The sequence below is a fragment of the Maritalea sp. S77 genome, from assembly GCF_049801075.1.
In the GTDB taxonomy this organism is placed as follows: Bacteria; Pseudomonadota; Alphaproteobacteria; order Rhizobiales; family Devosiaceae; genus Maritalea.
Genome location: NZ_JBNAGG010000002.1, coordinates 387,309 through 406,203 on the forward strand (window position 1 = coordinate 387,309; position 18,895 = coordinate 406,203).

At 51.6% G+C, this 18,895-nt stretch carries 16 protein-coding genes; all 16 read left to right on the plus strand.

What is annotated here, in order from left to right; all coding sequences use genetic code 11:
• The first annotated feature begins 14 nt into the window (after positions 1–14).
• Positions 15–1,034, plus strand: coding sequence for a 16S rRNA (cytosine(1402)-N(4))-methyltransferase RsmH (rsmH, locus tag ACP15Y_RS09640; protein ID WP_424982857.1), 1,020 nt, complete (start codon positions 15–17; stop codon positions 1,032–1,034).
• Complete coding sequence (gene ftsL, locus ACP15Y_RS09645; protein WP_424982858.1) at positions 1,034–1,429, plus strand: cell division protein FtsL; 396 nt, start codon at positions 1,034–1,036, stop codon at positions 1,427–1,429. The genes rsmH and ftsL overlap by 1 nt, the downstream gene beginning before the upstream one ends.
• Entirely contained in the window at positions 1,426–3,144 is a 1,719-nt protein-coding gene (locus ACP15Y_RS09650; protein ID WP_424982859.1) for a peptidoglycan D,D-transpeptidase FtsI family protein, read from the plus strand. Before ftsL ends, ACP15Y_RS09650 begins: the two co-directional genes overlap by 4 nt.
• Entirely contained in the window at positions 3,141–4,586 is a 1,446-nt protein-coding gene (locus ACP15Y_RS09655) for a UDP-N-acetylmuramoyl-L-alanyl-D-glutamate--2,6-diaminopimelate ligase (protein ID WP_424982860.1), read from the plus strand. Before ACP15Y_RS09650 ends, ACP15Y_RS09655 begins: the two co-directional genes overlap by 4 nt.
• A complete protein-coding gene (locus ACP15Y_RS09660; protein WP_424982861.1) occupies positions 4,583–5,992 on the plus strand; it encodes a UDP-N-acetylmuramoyl-tripeptide--D-alanyl-D-alanine ligase in 1,410 nt (469 codons plus the stop codon). The genes ACP15Y_RS09655 and ACP15Y_RS09660 overlap by 4 nt, the downstream gene beginning before the upstream one ends.
• A 29-nt stretch (positions 5,993–6,021) precedes the next feature.
• On the plus strand, positions 6,022–7,107 hold the full coding sequence (mraY, locus tag ACP15Y_RS09665; protein WP_424982862.1) for a phospho-N-acetylmuramoyl-pentapeptide-transferase: 1,086 nt from the start codon (positions 6,022–6,024) through the stop codon (positions 7,105–7,107).
• Positions 7,108–7,220: 113 nt separating this feature from the next.
• Positions 7,221–8,393 (plus strand): FtsW/RodA/SpoVE family cell cycle protein, encoded by a 1,173-nt coding sequence (locus ACP15Y_RS09670; RefSeq protein ID WP_424983089.1) that lies wholly within the window; start codon positions 7,221–7,223, stop codon positions 8,391–8,393.
• Complete coding sequence (gene murG / locus ACP15Y_RS09675) at positions 8,390–9,481, plus strand: undecaprenyldiphospho-muramoylpentapeptide beta-N-acetylglucosaminyltransferase (protein WP_424982863.1); 1,092 nt, start codon at positions 8,390–8,392, stop codon at positions 9,479–9,481. The genes ACP15Y_RS09670 and murG overlap by 4 nt, the downstream gene beginning before the upstream one ends.
• Positions 9,482–9,493: 12 nt before the next feature.
• Entirely contained in the window at positions 9,494–10,906 is a 1,413-nt protein-coding gene (murC, locus tag ACP15Y_RS09680) for a UDP-N-acetylmuramate--L-alanine ligase (RefSeq protein WP_424982864.1), read from the plus strand.
• A gap of 2 nt (positions 10,907–10,908) precedes the next feature.
• Positions 10,909–11,886, plus strand: a complete 978-nt coding sequence (gene murB, locus ACP15Y_RS09685; protein ID WP_424982865.1) for a UDP-N-acetylmuramate dehydrogenase — start codon at positions 10,909–10,911, stop codon at positions 11,884–11,886.
• Between the two features lie 2 nt (positions 11,887–11,888).
• On the plus strand, positions 11,889–12,809 hold the full coding sequence (locus ACP15Y_RS09690) for a D-alanine--D-alanine ligase (RefSeq protein ID WP_424982866.1): 921 nt from the start codon (positions 11,889–11,891) through the stop codon (positions 12,807–12,809).
• On the plus strand, positions 12,797–13,687 hold the full coding sequence (locus tag ACP15Y_RS09695) for a cell division protein FtsQ/DivIB (RefSeq protein ID WP_424982868.1): 891 nt from the start codon (positions 12,797–12,799) through the stop codon (positions 13,685–13,687). The genes ACP15Y_RS09690 and ACP15Y_RS09695 overlap by 13 nt, the downstream gene beginning before the upstream one ends.
• Positions 13,684–14,997: a cell division protein FtsA gene (ftsA, locus tag ACP15Y_RS09700; RefSeq protein WP_424982869.1), complete on the plus strand. Its 1,314-nt coding sequence runs from the start codon at positions 13,684–13,686 to the stop codon at positions 14,995–14,997. The genes ACP15Y_RS09695 and ftsA overlap by 4 nt, the downstream gene beginning before the upstream one ends.
• Positions 14,998–15,206: 209 nt before the next feature.
• Positions 15,207–16,856: a cell division protein FtsZ gene (ftsZ, locus tag ACP15Y_RS09705; RefSeq protein ID WP_424982870.1), complete on the plus strand. Its 1,650-nt coding sequence runs from the start codon at positions 15,207–15,209 to the stop codon at positions 16,854–16,856.
• 113 nt (positions 16,857–16,969) lie between these two features.
• The gene (lpxC, locus tag ACP15Y_RS09710) at positions 16,970–17,926 is read left to right on the plus strand and encodes a UDP-3-O-acyl-N-acetylglucosamine deacetylase (protein WP_424982871.1); all 957 of its coding nucleotides are present in this window, start codon (positions 16,970–16,972) and stop codon (positions 17,924–17,926) included.
• Between the two features lie 100 nt (positions 17,927–18,026).
• On the plus strand, positions 18,027–18,878 hold the full coding sequence (locus ACP15Y_RS09715) for an outer membrane protein assembly factor BamD (RefSeq protein WP_424982872.1): 852 nt from the start codon (positions 18,027–18,029) through the stop codon (positions 18,876–18,878).
• The last annotated feature ends 17 nt before the right edge of the window (positions 18,879–18,895 follow it).

Genomic DNA, 18,895 nt, shown 5'->3' on the forward strand with positions numbered 1-18,895 from the left:
GAGTATCATCACTGATGGTTCAACATCAGGACGCACAAGATATGTCGTCAGATCAACCGCATATTCCTGTTCTAATTCAAGAAGTTATCGAAGGTATTGGCCCGCTGGAAGGGAAAGTCGTCGTGGACGGCACTTTTGGTGCGGGCGGGTATAGTCGCTATTTTCTTGAGGCTGGGGCGCGTGTGATTGGCATTGATCGCGATCCATCTGTTGCACCGTTTGTTGAGGCGTTGAAATCAGAGTATGGCGATAAATTTCAGTTTCTCGCTGGTCAGTTTGGTCAAATGGCCGCGCTGCTGGAAGCTACTGAGATCAGTGAAATCGATGCCATTGTGCTGGATATTGGCGTGAGCTCAATGCAGCTTGATCAAGGCGAACGCGGCTTTTCTTTTATGCGCGATGGACCGCTAGATATGCGCATGGAGCAAGATGGGGTCACCGCAGCTGATTTGCTAAATGGATTAGAAGCGCGTGAGCTCTCTGACTTGATTTTCGGCTTTGGCGAAGAAAAACGGGCGCGGGCGGTGGCAAATGCCGTTGTGAGTGCGCGCGAAGAAGCGCCACTGACGACGACCAAGCAATTGGCCGATTTGATTGAAAAGACATTGGGCAAAGGCAAACCAGGCAAAGCGCATCCCGCGACGAAGACGTTTCAGGCGCTGCGTATTGCGGTGAATGCTGAATATAATCAGTTGGTGCACGGCCTTTATGATGCTGAGGCCTTGCTGTCTGAAGGCGGACAGCTTGCGGTCGTCACGTTCCATTCGATGGAAGACCGCATTGTAAAGCGCTTCTTTAAGCCGCAAGTGCAGCAATCTCGACATTTGCCGATGGCCGATGAAGCGCCGCAATGTTGGGACCAAATTTCTAAACCCATCCGACCTTCTAAGGAAGAGTTGAACCGCAATCCGCGCGCGCGGTCAGCGACGTTGCGTTACGCAACACGCAACAGTGTGCCAGCGCGTGCGTTCAATATCGATGGATTGGGTGTGCCGGGCATGGCGAAAAAGCAAGAATTGGGGGCAAAGACGTGATGCGTTGGATAAATCTCGCTCTATTGGTCACAAGCTTTTGCGCGCTTATCCTTGTATACGCGCAAAAATATCATGCGGAAGATTTGAGCGTGCAGGTCGCGGTGTTGGAAGATGAGATCGCTGTGAAGACGCAGGAGTTGAGTACGCTAAAAGCTGATTGGGCCTATTTGAACCAGCCCGGTCGCTTGCAGCCTATTGTGGAGCGTCACGCCGCTGTTTTGGAGCTGGCGCCGATCAAAACTGAGCAATATCAAAAGATTGAAGACATTCCCATGCGGCCAGCAGGGCCGGATTCTGATGGGTTGGAGTCATTGTTGCTTTCTTTGGAAGCTGGCGTTGACCCCAATGAACTCTCAGAATTGCCAAACATAACACCACCGGAGCGCCGTCCATGAGCGACTATGCCACCACACATAGCTCTACCATTACCCTCGAAGGGGCCCGCAAAGCGCGTGGACACATGACGCAAAGCCGCATTCGGCTGTCGCTGATTGTGGCTCTTTTATTGTTTGGTGTTGTCGGTGCGCGGCTGATTAATATCGCCAATACAGAGGTTGCGGAAAATAATTCAGGACATGAACGCCCCGCGTTGACGGCAACACGCCCTGAAATTTTGGATCGCAATGGCCGCCAATTGGCTGTGGACATTCAAGTGCCTAGTTTGTTTGCGGAGCCGCGCCGCATTGTTGATGTGGATGAAGCGGTTGATGCGTTGGCGGCGGAGCTACCAAACATGGACCGCAAACTGCTGCGGGAGCGGCTGGACGGCGATGAGGGTTTTGTTTGGCTTCAACGTGAACTGACTCCACAGCAAAAAGATCGTATTTTGCGCTTGGGTATTCCTGGTGTTGATTTCGTCACCGAAAGCCGTCGGTTTTATCCGGGTGGTGCGGTGGCATCGCATATTTTGGGAGCGGTGAACGTTGATAATGTTGGCATTGCGGGCATTGAGCGGCATTTGGACGGCAAAGATGTTGCTTTGCTGCAAGAGCTGGGCTTGGCCCGCAATCGGTCTTTGCAGCCAGTAAATCTCTCCATCGATTTGCGTGTGCAGCACATCATGCACAACCAGTTGGCTGATGCGTTGGTGCGATATCAGGCTATTGCGGCGGCCGGTGTGATGATGAATGTGCAGACTGGTGAAATCGTGGCGCTCGCAAGCTTGCCTGATTTTGACCCGAATGAGCCCGCCACCGCGCTGGAAGAGGGGCGGTTGAACCGCATTACGGCGGGTAAGTTCGAATTGGGTTCTGTGTTCAAAACCATGACGATGGCTGCGACTTTGGATAGTGGATTGGTGCAAATCACAGATCGTTTTGATGCAACAAAACCTGTTCGGTTCGGGCGCTATTCGATCGGCGATTTTCACGGCAAAAAGCGAGTGCTTTCTGTGCCGGAGATTTACAAATATTCCTCCAACATTGGCACCATCAAAATGATGCAAATGATTGGTAAGGATTCCTACCGTCGCTTTTTGGGTAAAATGGGCTTTGAAGGTGCACCTGTCATTGAATTGCCTGAGCGAACATCGGCGCAAATTGCAGATAGTTTTTCTGAAGTGAGTGCAGCAACGGCTTCATTCGGTCACGGCTTTTCCGTCACGCCATTGCAATTGGTTACGGCGATCAGCGCATTGGTGAACGGAGGCAACTTTATTGAGCCGACATTGTTCCCCCGCGACGAGATTACGGCACTTTCTTCGTCCAAACAGGTCGTGAGTGAACGAACCAGTAACTATATTAGGTATTTGATGCGCTTGAACTCGCTGGAAGGCTCAGGTCGCAAGGCTTCACCGGACGGTTATCGTGTGGGTGGCAAAACCGGCACGGCGGAAAAAGTGGTTGATGGGCGTTATTCGAGCGAGAAGAGCTTGGCAGTTTTTGCCTCTGCATTCCCGATGGATGCGCCTAAATATGCGATGGTGATTTTGGTGGATGAACCAAAGCGTGAAAATGAAAAGAGTGGCCGAACTGCCGCATGGAATGCGGGTGAGGTCACGGGTCGGATCATAGAAAAGGTTGCGCCCATGTTAGGGGTTATGCCAAACCAAGATCCGGAAATAGATGCTCGGTTGGTGCCAGCCGAACTTCGCCAGTTGGGGGACATATGAGTTTTTCCATTAAGAAGCTTTTGGTCGGTGCCGAAAGCGCCCAAGAATTTATGGATCTTGATGTTGAAGGGATTACCTCAGATTCCCGCAATGTAGAGAAAGGCCATGCCTTTTTTGCCCTGCCGGGCGAAAAGTTTCATGGCAACGAGTTTGCCAAAGATGTGGTGCGCCTTGGCGCGATTGCCATCGTGACCGACCGCGGGCTGGATTTTAACCCTGGCGTGCCGATTTATCTGGTCAATGACGTACGCGCAGCATTTGCGCGCGCAGCGCGTCGTGTGAATGAGCCGCAGCCTGCTTATCCTGTCGCGGTGACGGGCACCAACGGCAAAACATCGGTCGTTTCATTCTTGCGCCAAATCTGGATTGATAATCACATCAATGCGGCTTCTGTTGGTACGCTTGGCATCGCGACCAAAGAAAAGAATATTGTTGGTGAACTTACGACGCCCGGTCCGATGCAATTGCATCAGGAATTGAACAATTTAAAAAAAGAGGGCGTTGATCATATCGCACTTGAAGCCTCCAGCCACGGTCTTGATCAGCGCCGTTTGGATGGTATGAAGTTTCGCGTGGTTGGGTTTACCAATTTGTCGCGCGATCATTTGGACTATCACGAAACCATGGATGCTTATCACGATGCCAAGTTGCGCTTGTTCCGTGAGTTGCTGACGGAAGGCGGCACCTGCGTCATCAATATGGATGATGATGAGGCCATGCCGTTTATGATGGCTGGTTTAGAGCGCAATGGCACGGTTTTAACCGTTGGCGAAAATGGCGCCTATTTTGAAGTATTCTCCATCGAACCAGAGGGCTATGCCCAGCGGGTTAAAGGCCGTTTGGTTGGTGAGGATGTCGAATTTCTGTTGCCTTTGGCTGGTAAGTTCCAGGTCAGCAATGCGTTGGTGGCTTTTGCAATGGCTGTTGCCACAGGTGTCGACAAGCATGATGCATTGGAAAGCCTGGAAAAGCTGGAAGGTGCAAAAGGGCGCTTGGAAAAAGTGGCGGAGCATAAGGGCGGCGCAGTTTATGTTGATTATTCGCACACGCCGGATGCGCTTCAAACTGCATTGGAAAGCTTGCGCCCATTTGTAAGCGGCAAGCTGATTGTGGTATTTGGGTGCGGTGGGGATCGCGATAAAGGAAAACGTGGACCAATGGGCAAAGCGGCAACCGAGTTTGCCGACGTGGCCATTCTAACCGATGATAATCCCCGCACAGAAGATCCGCAGGCCATTCGCGATGAAGTTCTGAAGGCCGCACCGGATTGTAAAGATGTGCCCGACCGTCGCAAGGCCATTGAAATGGGCCTTGATATGATGGGTGAGGGCGATGTGTTGCTTGTGGCTGGCAAAGGCCATGAGGATTATCAAATCATTGGCACAGAAAAACACGATTTTTCTGACCATGAAGTCGTGTTGAAGGCCGTTGGATCACAGTGAGTACGTTATGGACCATTGAAGAGATTTGTCGCGCGGCTAACGGCCGGGCACGTGATCTTGATCCCGATGGCGAAATTTCCGGGGTGTCCATAGATAGTCGCGCGATCACAAAAGGTGATCTATTTGTTGCAATTAAAGGCGACCGCTTTGATGGGCATGATTTTGTTGGCCAAGCCCTGAAACAAGGCGCGGGCGCAGCCTTGGTCAGCGAACGATATGCGCGCAAAAATCCAAATCTAAAGGGCTTGATCGTTGTCGATGATGCTTTGAAGGGATTGGGGCGCCTTGGCGTTGCTGCCCGCAAGCGGATGCAAGGCACGGTGATCGCAGTTACGGGGAGTGTGGGCAAAACCTCCACCAAAGAAGCGATCCGCATCACGCTGCAGCAATTTGGCAAAACCCACTATTCTATTAAATCATTCAATAATCATTGGGGCGTGCCGCTAATGTTGGCGCGAATGCCTGCTGATACCGATTTCGGTGTATTTGAGCTGGGGATGAGTCATGCGGGCGAAATCCGGCCTTTGGCCAAGATGGTTCGGCCGCATATATCTGTGATCACCAAGATAGCGCCAGCGCATTTGGAAAATTTCAAAGATCTATATGGCATCGCCGCGGCGAAGGCAGAGATATTTGAGGGCCAAATATCGGGCGGCAAGGTGTTTTTGGGTGCGGATCATGACTATGTTGCCTATCTGACTGGACGCGCGGCAGGCATGGGGAAAACTGACGTCACGTCTTACGGGTTTTCGGAAAGCGCTGATTGTTATTTGGATCAACCCGTGCTCAGCAGCGGCAATATTTCGTGCATGTTCAGTTGGCAGGACGAAACGCGGCGTTTGCGTGTGCCTCAAATGGGCGCACATGCATTGCCGAATGCGGCAGCAGCCTATTTGGTTGGCGAAGCTGTCGGTCTCGAAAGCCGTGCATTGATTGACGCGCTCACCCATTATGTGGCGCCTTCTGGGCGCGGCCACTTGGTTTCTCTTGGCTTTAAGATGGGCAATGCAACGCTGGTTGATGAGAGCTATAACGCCAATCCCACATCAATGCAGGCTGCATTGGACACGCTATCGCGCAATGACCATAAGGGGCGCACTTGCGTCATATTGGGCGAAATGTTGGAGCTGGGTTCGCACGCGGCAGACTTGCACCGTGCTTTGGCTGGCCCGTTGCTGCAATTGGCACCCAAAAAAGTCTTTTTGGTGGGGCCGCTGATGAAACATCTTCGCGACGAGCTTGGGAACCAACTGTCTGTGGAATGGTTGGAAAACCGCGATGGGCTTTTACCTAAACTGGCAAATTGGCTTGCACCCGGTGACTTAGTTATGGTCAAAGGGTCGAACGGGATTGGACTGGGGGCGCTTGTTGAGGCGTGCCGCGAAAAGTGGCCGCCGAAAAAGTAAAAAGCGCGAGAGAAGGATAAAGCCGAAACATGTTCTACTTCTTACAGCAATTTGGCGACGTGTTTGCGCCGTTCAATGTGTTTCGCTATCTGACCTTTCGCACGGGCGGCGCGACGATTACGGCATTGTTTTTCGTGTTTTTGTTTGGTCCGCAGCTCATCACTTTGCTGCGTACGCGCCAAGGACACGGACAACCGATCCGAGAAGATGGGCCAGCCAGCCATTTGATCACCAAAAAGGGCACGCCCACCATGGGCGGCTTGATGATCCTTCTGTCGCTGACCGCTTCCACATTGCTTTGGGCTAATTTGACCAATCCATATGTTTGGATCGTCTTGGGTGTGACCGTCGGGTTTGGGGCAATTGGGTTTTACGATGATTATCTAAAGGTCAGCAAAGCCACCAATTCGGGCTTCGGTGGGCGGCAACGTTTGGCGCTTGAAGCAGCGATTTCTGGCATTGCCTGCTTCTTCGTTGCGCAATTGGGCGAATCCCCATTTTCAACCTCTTTGGCTTTTCCCTTTGTCAAAGATTTCATGCTCGATCTGGGCTGGTTTTTCGTTATTTTTGGCGGCTTCGTTATCGTTGCAGCGGGCAACTCAGTAAACCTTACTGATGGCTTGGACGGTTTGGCGATTGTACCTGTGATGATTGCCGCTGGATCATTTGGCTTGATCGCCTATCTGGTCGGTAACGAAATTTTCTCCGGCTATTTGCTGATCAATTTTGTGCCGGGTACGGGTGAATTGGCTGTATTGTGCGGGGCATTGATTGGCGCTGGTTTGGGCTTTTTATGGTTTAACGCGCCGCCAGCTTCCATCTTTATGGGCGACACGGGTTCATTGGCCTTGGGTGGCATGTTGGGCGCGATTGCGGTGGCCACTAAGCATGAGATCGTGTTGGCAATCATTGGCGGCCTGTTTGTTTTGGAAACGGTTTCTGTGATCGTGCAGGTGATTTCGTTTAAAACCACCGGTAAGCGTATTTTTAAGATGGCACCTATTCACCATCATTTCGAGCATTTGGGATGGACCGAAAGCCAAATCGTGATCCGTTTTTGGATTATCGCGTTTGTTTTGGCGATGGTTGGCCTCAGCTCATTAAAGCTTCGTTAAGCAAAAACATCATCATTTTCTTTACCAAACGGCAAATGGTTGCGAGTTGGTAACCACTTTAGGTGTAATTTTATTCACCTAAAGAGTTTGAACTGATTTGGTGATGGCATTTGATGTTTTCCCGCGAGTTTTCACGAGAGCGTAAAACCCCACTCGCAGAGTGGTGGTGGACGGTTGATCGTCCGCTGTTGGCCGCCTTTTTTGCCCTTATGGGGGCCGGGGTGATCATGTCCTTTGCGGCAAGTCCTGCTGTGGCGTCGCGTCTTGGGCTGAGCGAATGGCACTTTATTGTGCGGCACATTTTCTTTTTGTTGCCTGCGACGATTGTGATGGTCATGGGCAGCTTTTTGACGCCTAAGATGGCGCGGCAGGCTGCGCTTTTGGTATTGGGGTTCGGTTTGATTGCGCTGGCGGGTACCTTGTTGGTGGGTTACGAAGCCAAAGGGTCGCAACGTTGGATTGCGATTGGCGGTTTTTCCTTTCAGCCGATTGAGTTTGTAAAGCCCGCCTTTGCGGTTATGGCTGCATGGTTGATTTCAGAAAAAATGCGTTTGCAAGATGTGCCGGGACATTCACTTACCATCATGTTGTTGGTGATTATTGTCGGCATCTTGCTGTTGCAGCCCGATATTGGCCAAACCGCTTTGGTGATTTTTACCTGGGCCGGTTTGCTGTTTATTTCTGGCATTAGCTGGTGGCTGATTTTCTTGCTCGGTGGCTTGGCACTTGCGGCGATCACTGGGGCATATTTCTTCTTCCCGCACGTGACGCGGCGGTTTGATGCGTTTTTCAACCCTGAAACTGGCGATAATTACCAAGTAGAGAAGGCCCTGCAATCTTTGCTTGAGGGGGGCTGGTTTGGCCTTGGGCCAGGTGAGGGCGTGGCGAAACGCTCTTTGCCTGATGCGCACGCTGACTTTGTATTTTCTGCTGCAGCTGGCGAATTTGGTATTTTGTTCTGCCTCGGTTTGGTGAGCTTGATTGCGTTTATTGTTGTGCGCTCGCTTTTGCTGGCGCAGCAGCAAACAAACTTGTTTGCGCGGCTTGCGGTGAGTGCATTGGCCATTCAGTTTGGCGTCCAGTCAGCAATTAATTTGGCAGTGAACTTGAATCTTATCCCGCCAAAGGGCATGACTTTGCCTTTCGTATCTTATGGGGGCACATCAATGATTGCCGTTGCCTTTGGCATGGGGCTTTTGATAGGCCTAACCCGCAGAAAACCACAGGAGACCATTCCGTCGGGATTGCCGATTTCTCGGCTGACGGTTCGGCAAGAAGCATTATGAGCAAATTTGTGATGGTGGCTGGTGGCACGGGCGGACATTTGTTTCCCGCTCAAGCCCTGGCCGAAGAGCTTTTAAGACGCGGCCATACAATCTATTTGATGACCGATGCGCGCGCCAAAAATTTTGGCGGCGATTTTCCAGCTGTAGAAACCATCATTGTACCAGCGGCCACACCAAATTTGCGCCACCCAGTTAAAGCCATCAAAGCTGGTTTTAAGATTTTGAATGGCGTGCGCAAATCCCGAAAAGCCCTTAAGCGCATCAAGCCTGATGCAATTGTTGGCTTTGGTGGCTATCCAACATTTCCGCCATTTTTGGCTGCCTCTATGTTGGGGATACCCGGCATCTTGCACGAAGCAAATTCAGTGCTTGGCCGTGCCAATCGGGCATTGGTCCGTTTTTGCGAGAAATTGGCGCTTGGTTTTGAGAACACAAAATATGCTGAACCTTATGCCAGCAAAATTGTGCTCACGGGTAATCCGGTGCGCGATATGGTGCATCAGGTGGCCGACAAGCCTTATCCGCCGCTTGGTCCTGAGCATGATGTGCGGATGGTTGTTTTTGGTGGATCGCAGGGCGCGCAGGTATTTTCCAACGTTTTGCCCGGCGCGATCGCCGCATTGCCGGTGGAGCTGCGCTCGCGCCTGAAATTGGTGCAGCAGTGCCGCGAAGAAGATTTGCAGCGCATGGCCGAAGTTTATGCGCAGGCACGTGTGAGTGTAGAAGCTGCTCCGTTTTTCAAGGATCTGCCGCGATTGATTTCCAACAGCCATTTGGTGATCTCGCGCGCAGGTGCGTTGACTGTGGCTGAGATGGGCGCGATTGGGCGCCCTGGCATCTATGTGCCGTTGCCCGGCTCGATTGATCAGGACCAGTTGAATAACGCCAAGCGCATGGAAGCTGCGGGCGGTGGCGTGGTCATGGAACAAGCCGCACTTTCACCGCATTCGCTTGCCACAAAGATTACAGAATTATTGGCCGACCCAGCGCATTTGCAGCAAATGGCGCAAAATGCCAAACAGGTCGGGATGCCAGATGCGGTTCAGCGTTTGGCCGATCTCACAGAACAGACCGCCAAAGCGGTATAAAGGAGAGCATTGATGAAGATGCCACAAGATATTGGTCCGGTGCACTTTGTTGGCATTGGTGGGATCGGGATGAGCGGCATTGCCGAAGTGCTGCACAACCAAGGTTATAAGGTGCGCGGTTCGGATTTGAACCAGAACCCAAACGTGACGCGTTTGCAGAAAAAAGGCATTGAGGTGGAGATTGGCCAGCGGGCTGAAAACCTAAAAGATGCCGCCGTTGTGGTGATTTCCTCCGCCATTCAGCGCGACAATCCAGAATTGATGGAAGCGCGGGCGCGCGCTTTGCCGATTGTACGGCGAGCCGAAATGTTGGCCGAAATTATGCGCTTTAAGAACGCCATTGCCATTGGCGGCACGCACGGCAAAACGACCACTACATCATTGGTTTCCACGCTGCTGGAGGCGGGCAATATGGACCCGACTGTGATCAATGGCGGGATCATCAATGCTTATGGCACCAATGCACGATTGGGTGATGGCGAATGGATGGTTGTTGAAGCTGATGAGAGCGATGGCACGTTTGTGAAGCTACCAGCCGACGTGGCGGTGGTGACCAATGTCGACCCCGAACATTTGGACCACTATGGTTCGTTTGAAGAAGTCAAAAAAGCCTTCATCACCTTCGTGGAAAATGTGCCATTTTACGGCTTTGCTGTGATGTGTATGGACCATCCTGTGGTGCAGGAGCTGGTGGGTGAAATTACAGACCGTCGCGTGATTACTTATGGTCAGAACCCACAATCTGACGTTTTGTTGAAAAATGTGCGCGTTGAAAATGGTCACAATGTTTTTGATGTGACCATCCGGCATCGTATTCAAGGGGGCGAAACCCAAATTGATGGGTTGGAATTGCCGATGCCCGGCATCTACAACGCGCTGAATGCAACTGCGGCGATTGCTGTTTCTAACCGTTTGGGCGTGTCGCCTGATGCAATTCGCAAGGGCCTAATGGGCTTTTCCGGCGTGAAGCGCCGCTTCACCACCACAGGCGTGGTGAACGATGTGCGGATCATTGATGATTATGCACACCATCCGGTGGAGATATCGTCAGTTTTGACCGCTGCTCGTAGTGCGGCCAAAGGCGACGTGATCGCCGTGATGCAGCCGCACCGCTATTCGCGGCTTGATGATTTGTTTGAAGAATTCGCAGGTTGTTTCAACGATGCAAATACGGTGCTTGTGGCACCAGTTTTTGCAGCCGGGGAAGAGCCGCGAGACGGGGTTTCCAATGAAACGCTTGTTGAGCGTATGCGGGCGAAAGGCCATCGTGATGCCCGCATTTTGGAAGGTCCGGAACATTTGGCAAAAGTGCTTTCTGAGCGCGTGAAGCCGGATGACTATGTGGTGTGTCTGGGGGCAGGCAACATCACTCAGTGGGCAGCAAACCTGCCCGATGAACTCAACACTTACATTGGTGAGAAGTAATTATGAGCTTTCCTGATTTATTGCCCCAACTTGGCGAATGGACAAATGACATTCGCGGCAGACTTATATCCAACCAGCTTTTGAGCGAAATTACGTGGTTTCGCGTCGGCGGGCCCGCCCAGCTATATTTCCAACCTGCAGATGAGGCCGATCTGCAGTTGTTTTTGAAGAATTTGCCTAAAGACATCAAGCTGACCGTGATGGGCCTTGGGTCTAACCTACTGGTGCGCGATGGCGGCATTGATGGGGTGGTGCTTCGGCTGTCGGGCAAAGGCTTTGGCAAAGTTGAGGCTTTGGGCGATCATAAATTGCGCGTTGGCGCGGCATTGCCAGATGTGAAAGTGGCGACAGCTGCTGCGGACAATGGCATTGACGGATTGACCTTTTATCGCGGCATTCCCGGTGGCATTGGCGGCGCGCTTTATATGAACGCGGGCTGTTATGGCACAGAAACGAAAGATCGTATGGTCGAATTGCGCGGTGTTGATCGCGACGGTGAAATCGTCACTCTGACCAATGCCGATATGGGGTACAAATATCGCAAGAATAATGGACCGCGCGGCATTGTCTTTACGCAAGCGGTTTATCAAGGATTTGAAGGCGACCCTGACGATATTAAAGCACGGATGAAGGAAATCACCGAAACACGTGAAGGCTCGCAACCTACACGGGCGCGCACGGGCGGTTCGACTTTTAAAAATCCTGATGGGCATTCGTCCTGGAAACTGGTTGATGCAGCTGGCTGTCGTGGCCTTAAGGTTGGCGATGCACAAGTGTCTGAAAAGCACTGTAACTTCCTGCTCAATTTGGGTGAAGCGACAGCGCAAGACATTGAAACACTTGGTGAAACAGTGCGCAATCGTGTGCGAGAAAATTCCGGCATTGAATTGCGCTGGGAAATTCGCCGCATGGGCCATTTCGTGCCCGGCAATGAGGTTAGAGAATTTCTTGATGGTGATGTGTTCACCGGGCAGGTGTAAACATGGCCAAACATGTCGCAGTGTTGATGGGTGGATGGGCAAGCGAACGTGAAGTTTCGTTGTCCTCTGGCAAGGCTTGTGCGGATGCGCTTGAGCGATGTGGCTATAATGTTTCCCGGGTCGATGTGGACCGGGATTTAGGCCATGTGTTGGAAGAGTTGAAGCCAGATGTGGTGTTTAACGCGCTGCATGGTCGGTTTGGTGAAGACGGTACGGTCCAGGGCCTGCTTGAAATTATGGGTATTCCCTATACCCATTCTGGCGTTTCCGCGTCGTCCATCGCGATGAACAAGCATTTGTCGAAGGTGTTTTTCAAAGCCAATGGCATTCCGGTGACGGATCATTTTATTGCGTCTCGTGATGAAGTTGCGCGCAAGCACCAAATGGAGCCACCTTATGTGATCAAGCCTGTGGCCGATGGGTCCAGCGTTGGTGTTTTTATTGTGAAGCAAGGCACCGAGCATCCGCCACAAGAGATTTTGCGCACGGATTGGAAAAGCGGCGAAGAGCTGATGGTTGAGCGCTACATTGCCGGTCGCGAACTCACATGTGCTGTGATGGGCGATGTGGCATTGGCGGTCACCGAGGTTAAGACTGACCTCAACTTCTATAACTATGAAGCAAAATATGCTGCTGGCGGCTCGGATCACATTTTCCCTGCGGATGTTTCATCGAATATTTACCAAACTGCGCAGAAACTGGCCTTGAAGGCACATGAGAGTTTGGGGTGCAAAGGGGTAACCCGTACAGACTTCCGGTTATCCATGCATGGTGGTGAAGAGGGCGATTTGATCTGCCTTGAAATCAACACGCAGCCGGGCATGACACCAACATCGCTTGTGCCTGAAATGGCAGCCCATGCTGGGCATGATTTTGAAGAACTGGTCCGCTGGATTTTGGAGGACGCCTCTTGCGACAGATAAAGAAGCCACAAGCGCGCACTTTAGCTCTGCCTGCACCCCTGTATCAATTGCCTGCTCTGCGCAAAACCAACCAGTTGGTGGCGCGGGGGCAACGCGCATGGGTGCTGCATAAGCGATTGGGCGTGCAGCTTGTGGCGCTTGTTCTGGTGGTCTTGGTCCTAGGCGTTGGCATGATCAACCGCAACCATTTGGCAAACGGTGCGACCATTTTAAGTGAACGTGCTTCTGGATTGTTCGCACATGCCGGGCTGGCAGTTTCTGAGGTTTCGCTTTCTGGCTATGGCTTGACCAAAGAAGCAGACTTGTTTGAAGCGATCGGGTTGCAGGGCAACATCTCGCTGGTCAATTTTGACGCGGAAGCGGCACGGCAGCGTATTGAGGCTTTGCCCTCGATCGAAAGCGCAACCATCCGCAAGATCTATCCTAATTCATTGACCATCGATTTGGTGGAAAAAACACCGATTGCGGTTTGGCGTATTGATGGCGTGAGTTTTGCGATTGACGCTAAGGGCGACAAGCTGGTGAGCTTGGCGCAGGGTGGCATCGAGGGGATGCCCTTATTCATCGGGGATGGCGCCGCTGACGATGCAGCAGCATTGATTGCAGCGTTGGAGCCCTATGATTTGTTAAAACAAGATCTTTTGGCGGCAAGCCGTATTGGTGATCGTCGCTGGGATTTGATCTATGATACTGGCTTGCGCATCATGTTGCCCGAAGAAGGTGTCGCGCAAGCTTTGGCCAAAATTGTAGAACTTGATGCGCAAAAGCAATTATTGTCGCGAGACATTGAAATTTTAGATTTTCGTTTAAAAGACTTTATTGCTGTCCGTCCGGTGGATCGCTCAGCAACTGATCAGGATGAGGCCAGCACCCGATGATCTCTGAGGCAATGACGGCGCGGCTGAAGCCGGTGCAACCAGGCAAATCCAGCTTGGTGACCGTGTTGGATATTGGCTCGACCAAAATTTGCTGCATCATTGCGCGTTTAACGCCGCAACCGGAAGGTAAATCCCTGCGCGGTCGTACGCACCAAGCTGAAGTATTGGGATTTGCCTTTGGCCCATCTGCAGGCGTGAAGGGCGGCATTGTCACCGATCTTGATGCGGCGGAACATGCTGTTCGTTCTGTCGTCGGTATGGCTGAACGCAATGCAGGGGTGACTGTTCAATCATTGATTGTAAACGTGTCTGCTGGACGGCTTGGGTCGGAAACCTTTGCGGCCACCGTATCACTTGATGGCCATGAAGTTGAGCCGCGCGATTTGGCGAAAGTGCTTCAAACAGTAAATGAACGTTCCATTCGGGACGAACGCTCTGTGCTGCACGCACTGCCCATCGGTTACTCATTGGATGGCCATAAGGGTATTCAAGATCCGCGCGGCATGGTTGGCGATATGCTCGGCGTTGATGTGGCTGTGGTGAGCGCGGAGACATTGTCTATGCGCAACATCGAACTGGTGCTCAATCGTTGTCACTTGCAGGTTGAAGCCTTTATGGCGACGCCATATGCCAGCGGTCTTTCTTGCCTCGTTGATGACGAAGCGCAACTTGGTGTTGCCATTGTTGATTTCGGTGGTGCGACGACCACGATGAGCGTTTTTAAAGATGGTTGTCTTGTTTATGCTGATTCGATTGCCGTGGGCGGACAACACATCACGCATGAAATCGCGCGTCAGCTCTCGGTAAGCTTTGAAGATGCGGAGCGGTTGAAAACGCTGTTTACATCCGTACTTCCGGGGCAAAGCGATGAGCGCGATATGGTGCCGATCCAGCCTGTTGGCTCGTCGCAAGATGAAGCGCCAACGCAAATCCCACGCACCACATTAACCCGCATCGTCCGACCGCAAGTTGAAGACATTCTCACCATCTTGCGTGATCGCATGGTAGCGACTGGCATGATGGATGTGTGCGGGCGCAGATTTGTTTTGACAGGCGGGGCCAGTGAAATGACCGGGTTGCCTGAAATTGCGCGCCGTGTTTTGGCCCGCAATGTGCGGCAGGGGCGGCCGTTGGGGGTCGCCAAGTTGCCAACTGTGGCAAAGGGTCCAGCCTTTTCAACGGTTGTGGGCATGCTGATCTATCCGCAAGTGTGCGAACTTGAGTTTGTCGACCAGAAGGTGCTTGCGGGCGAAGAAGGCAAATTCGGGTGGTTCAAACATATTGGCCATTGGCTGAAATCCAGCTTTTAAGTTCTCCCAAATAATCACATTGCAAAAAATGACGTGTGTTTCGCCTTAAGGCGCGCCTTTAACACTCTGTTATGCTAAACAAATTCTTGCTTGCTCTGTCACGAAGTGACGCAAAATGCATCAAAGTTAACAAAAATGATGCAATTGTTAGGGAGTGCTTAACGTTCTGGCAGTAATTTTATACCCAACGGAGCACAATGGGGCCAGAAATGAGCATCAAACTTCAAATTCCAGATATTCAAGAACTTAAGCCACGCATCACTGTGTTTGGCGTTGGCGGTGCCGGCGGAAACGCGGTGAACAATATGATTGATTCGGGCCTAGAAGGGGTCGAATTTGTTGTGGCCAACACAGACGCCCAAGCCCTCGCACTGTCTAAGGCAGAGCGTGTGGTGCAACTTGGCGTCGGCGTCACCGAAGGTCTCGGCGCTGGGTCTCACCCAGAAGTTGGGCGGGCGGCAGCCGAAGAAACAATTGACGAAATTGCAGATCACCTGAATGGATCGCACATGTGCTTCATCACAGCCGGTATGGGCGGTGGCACGGGCACGGGTGCTGCTCCAGTTGTGGCGCGCGCCGCACGTGAGCAGGGCATCCTCACCGTAGGTGTTGTGACCAAGCCTTTCCAGTTTGAAGGCGCACGCCGCATGCGATTGGCCGATGATGGCATCGATGAGCTTCATCGCCATGTCGACACATTGATTGTGATCCCAAACCAAAATCTCTTCCGTGTTGCCAATGAAAAAACGACATTTGCCGATGCGTTTACAATGGCTGACGAAGTGCTCTTTTCCGGCGTTGCCTGTATCACCGATTTGATGGTGAAAGAGGGCTTGATCAACCTCGACTTTGCTGACGTTCGTGCGGTTATGCGCGGCATGGGCAAAGCCATGATGGGGACTGGTGAAGCTGAGGGTGAAGATCGGGCACGTCACGCGGCGGAGGCTGCCATCGCAAACCCATTGCTGGATGATATCTCCATGCAGGGTGCGCGCGGTTTGTTGATTTCGATCACAGGCGGTTCTGATTTGACCCTTTACGAAGTGGACGAAGCTGCCAGCCGTATCCGTGAAGAAGTTGATTCAGATGCAAACATCATTCTTGGTGCTACATTTGACGACAGCTTGGACGGCCAAATCCGGGTTTCAGTTGTGGCAACAGGTACAGATGCTGCGATGGTGCAAGCCATGGACCCAGTTGAGCCAAATGCTGACCGTGCCATTCGCGTAAACCGCGAAGCACCTGCGACAGGATCTAAGCCTGATCATCAGGTTAAGGCAGAAGCCCCAAAGCCACAGGCAGCTCCAGCTCCGGCTGCTCCGGTGGATGAGTTAGACATGGCCATGCAAAAGGCGGTGAATGAAGCGTTGGGTTCAAAGCCTAATCATCAAGCGCCGCAAAAAGAGGATGTGACGGTTGAGCCATATCATCCGCGTGCAGAGCCCGTAGCGAACATTGATGAAGAGCCACAGCCTCGTGATGTAGAGCCACGTCAGACATATGTGCCGCAAAGTGCAGAGCGAGTCGCGCCTCGTCGTATGCCGCGCACGGATGAATTGCCACGAGTTGCGCAGGAAAGCGTTGCTGAAGCGCAACAAGATGAACAAAAAGAACCGCGCAATGCACGGGCTCTTTTCCGTCGCTTGGCCAGCAATGTTGGCCTGCAAGGCAAGGAAGAGTTTGACGAGAAAAAAGCTGATGACGCAATGGCCCGCAATGCGGTGGAAGCCAGCCCTCAACGGCCCTCTAAACCTCAGGGTGCGCAGGGTCAGCTTGATCAAACTGGTCGCCCTGCGCCGCAGCCAAGTGGCCAAAAGGAACAGCTGGAAATTCCAAGTTTCTTAAAACGCCACGGTTAGTTTTAAGGGCATAATTACAAAAAAAGACCTGAGGCGACTTTCGTCTCGGGTCTTTTTTGTTTATCAAGTCTTAAAAAGGCTGGGTTATAAATCCGAGAGAGCCGGAGTAGTAGATGAATAGATTTGCAACAAAACAGTGCACTGTGGGGCGTGTGTTGAGCTTTGCGGGCATTGGTGTTCACAACGGCAAACCAGCTAGCCTTACAATTGAACCCGCCGCTGTTGATAGTGGATTCCGAATCCGTCGTAAGCTTGACGATGATCGCTACTCCGAAATTCATCCTTTGCATCACAACCGTGTTTCGCGCACCTATCTATGTACCGCCGTCGATCTAGGTGACGCAGGCACAATCTCAATGATTGAGCACATGGTTTCTGCGCTTTCCGGTATGGGGATCGACAATGTGTTGATCACCGTTGAGAGCAGCGAATGTCCGGTTTTGGATGGTAGCGCGAGCAAATATGTTAATGCCATTATCGAAGCTGGCATTGAAACACAGCCTGCTGAAAAGACATTTATTAAGATAAAGCGCAGTGTAACTGTGCGGTCTAACGATGCGTTTGCGGTGCTTGAGCCTTATAATGGCCGAGCGTTTGATGTTGAGATCGACTTTGAAAGTGATGTGATCGGCCGTCAGCGGATGATTTTTGACTGGTCGCCAAAGCGCTATGTCGATGATGTGTCGCAAGCGCGAACCTTCGGTTTTATTAAGGACGCAAAAGTTCTGCGTCAGGCTGGTTATGCGTTGGGGTCTTCTTTAGAGAATTCAATTGCGGTGGATGAGGGCAAGATCCTCAATCAAGACGGTTTGCGCTATGAAGACGAATTTGTGCGGCATAAACTATTGGATGCGGTGGGTGATTTGGCGCTTGCCGGTAAGCCAATTTATGGCAAATTTCGTTCTTATAAGGGTGGTCATGGATTGAATGCCTTGGTGCTGAATTCACTTTTCGCCAGCGAACAGAATTACGAAATTGTGCCTGCAAGTGAGTTGCCACTTGAATTTGACGCGCTTGAAGAGTTGCCAGAAGGCTTGGAGTTGCGTGGCTATATTCGTTCTGTCGGCTAAATTGATATAATCAAACTTGTATCTTGCCTTAGTTTCGTTCATTTTCCCCCCTACATCGTGCTAAAGAATGTGGGTTTCGGTTGATAAAGGCTATTTAATTATGGGTATTGCAAACCTTCAAAATGGCGTTGCAAAAACGTTGATGCGTGCAGCTGTTGTGGGCGTTTTGGCCACGACACTGACTGGCTGTGCGGGATTGAGCCTTTTTGGCAAGCCCAAAATCACGGAAGAAGAAATTATTCCGGCCGAAACGCTTTACGATGAAGGCATTGATTTTGTTGAGCGCGATCGCTTTAAATCTGCACTAACAACATTTGAAAAGCTTGAGCGTCAGCACCCATATTCTGAATACACAGAACGGTCACGTATGATGACCACCTTTATCCATTTCCGCTTGGGTGATGAGGACCGTACAATTTTGGCGGCTGATCGTTTCCTAGCGCTTTATCCGTCATCTTCTGAAGCGCCTTATGCCCTTTATCTGAAGGGCGCATCGCAATATAACCAGATCAAAGATCTGACTCGTGATCAGCAGACTGCGCAGGATGCAATCGCTACATTCCAGACTATTATCAATAACTATCCTGATTCACGTTATGCCAAGGATGCGAAAGAGCGTATCTTGATTGCTCAAGACCAGTTGGCAGGCAAGGAAATGTCTGTTGGCCGTTATTATCTTGGCAACAAGCAATATACTGGCGCTATCAACCGCTTCCGGACTGTTGTGGAAGATCATCAGACCTCAACACATGTGGAAGAAGCTCTGCTGCGCTTGACCGAAGCCTATATGGCGTTAGGACTGGTGCAAGAGGCGCAAACCGCTGCTGCTGTTCTGGGACACAACTATCCCTCTAGCGAATGGTATCAGGATGCGTATAAACTGCTGCAAAAGCAGGGTTTGGCCCCTGAGGTGAATGAGGGTAGCTGGTTGGCAGGGTCGCTGAACGGCTAATCCATATCTGCCTTTGC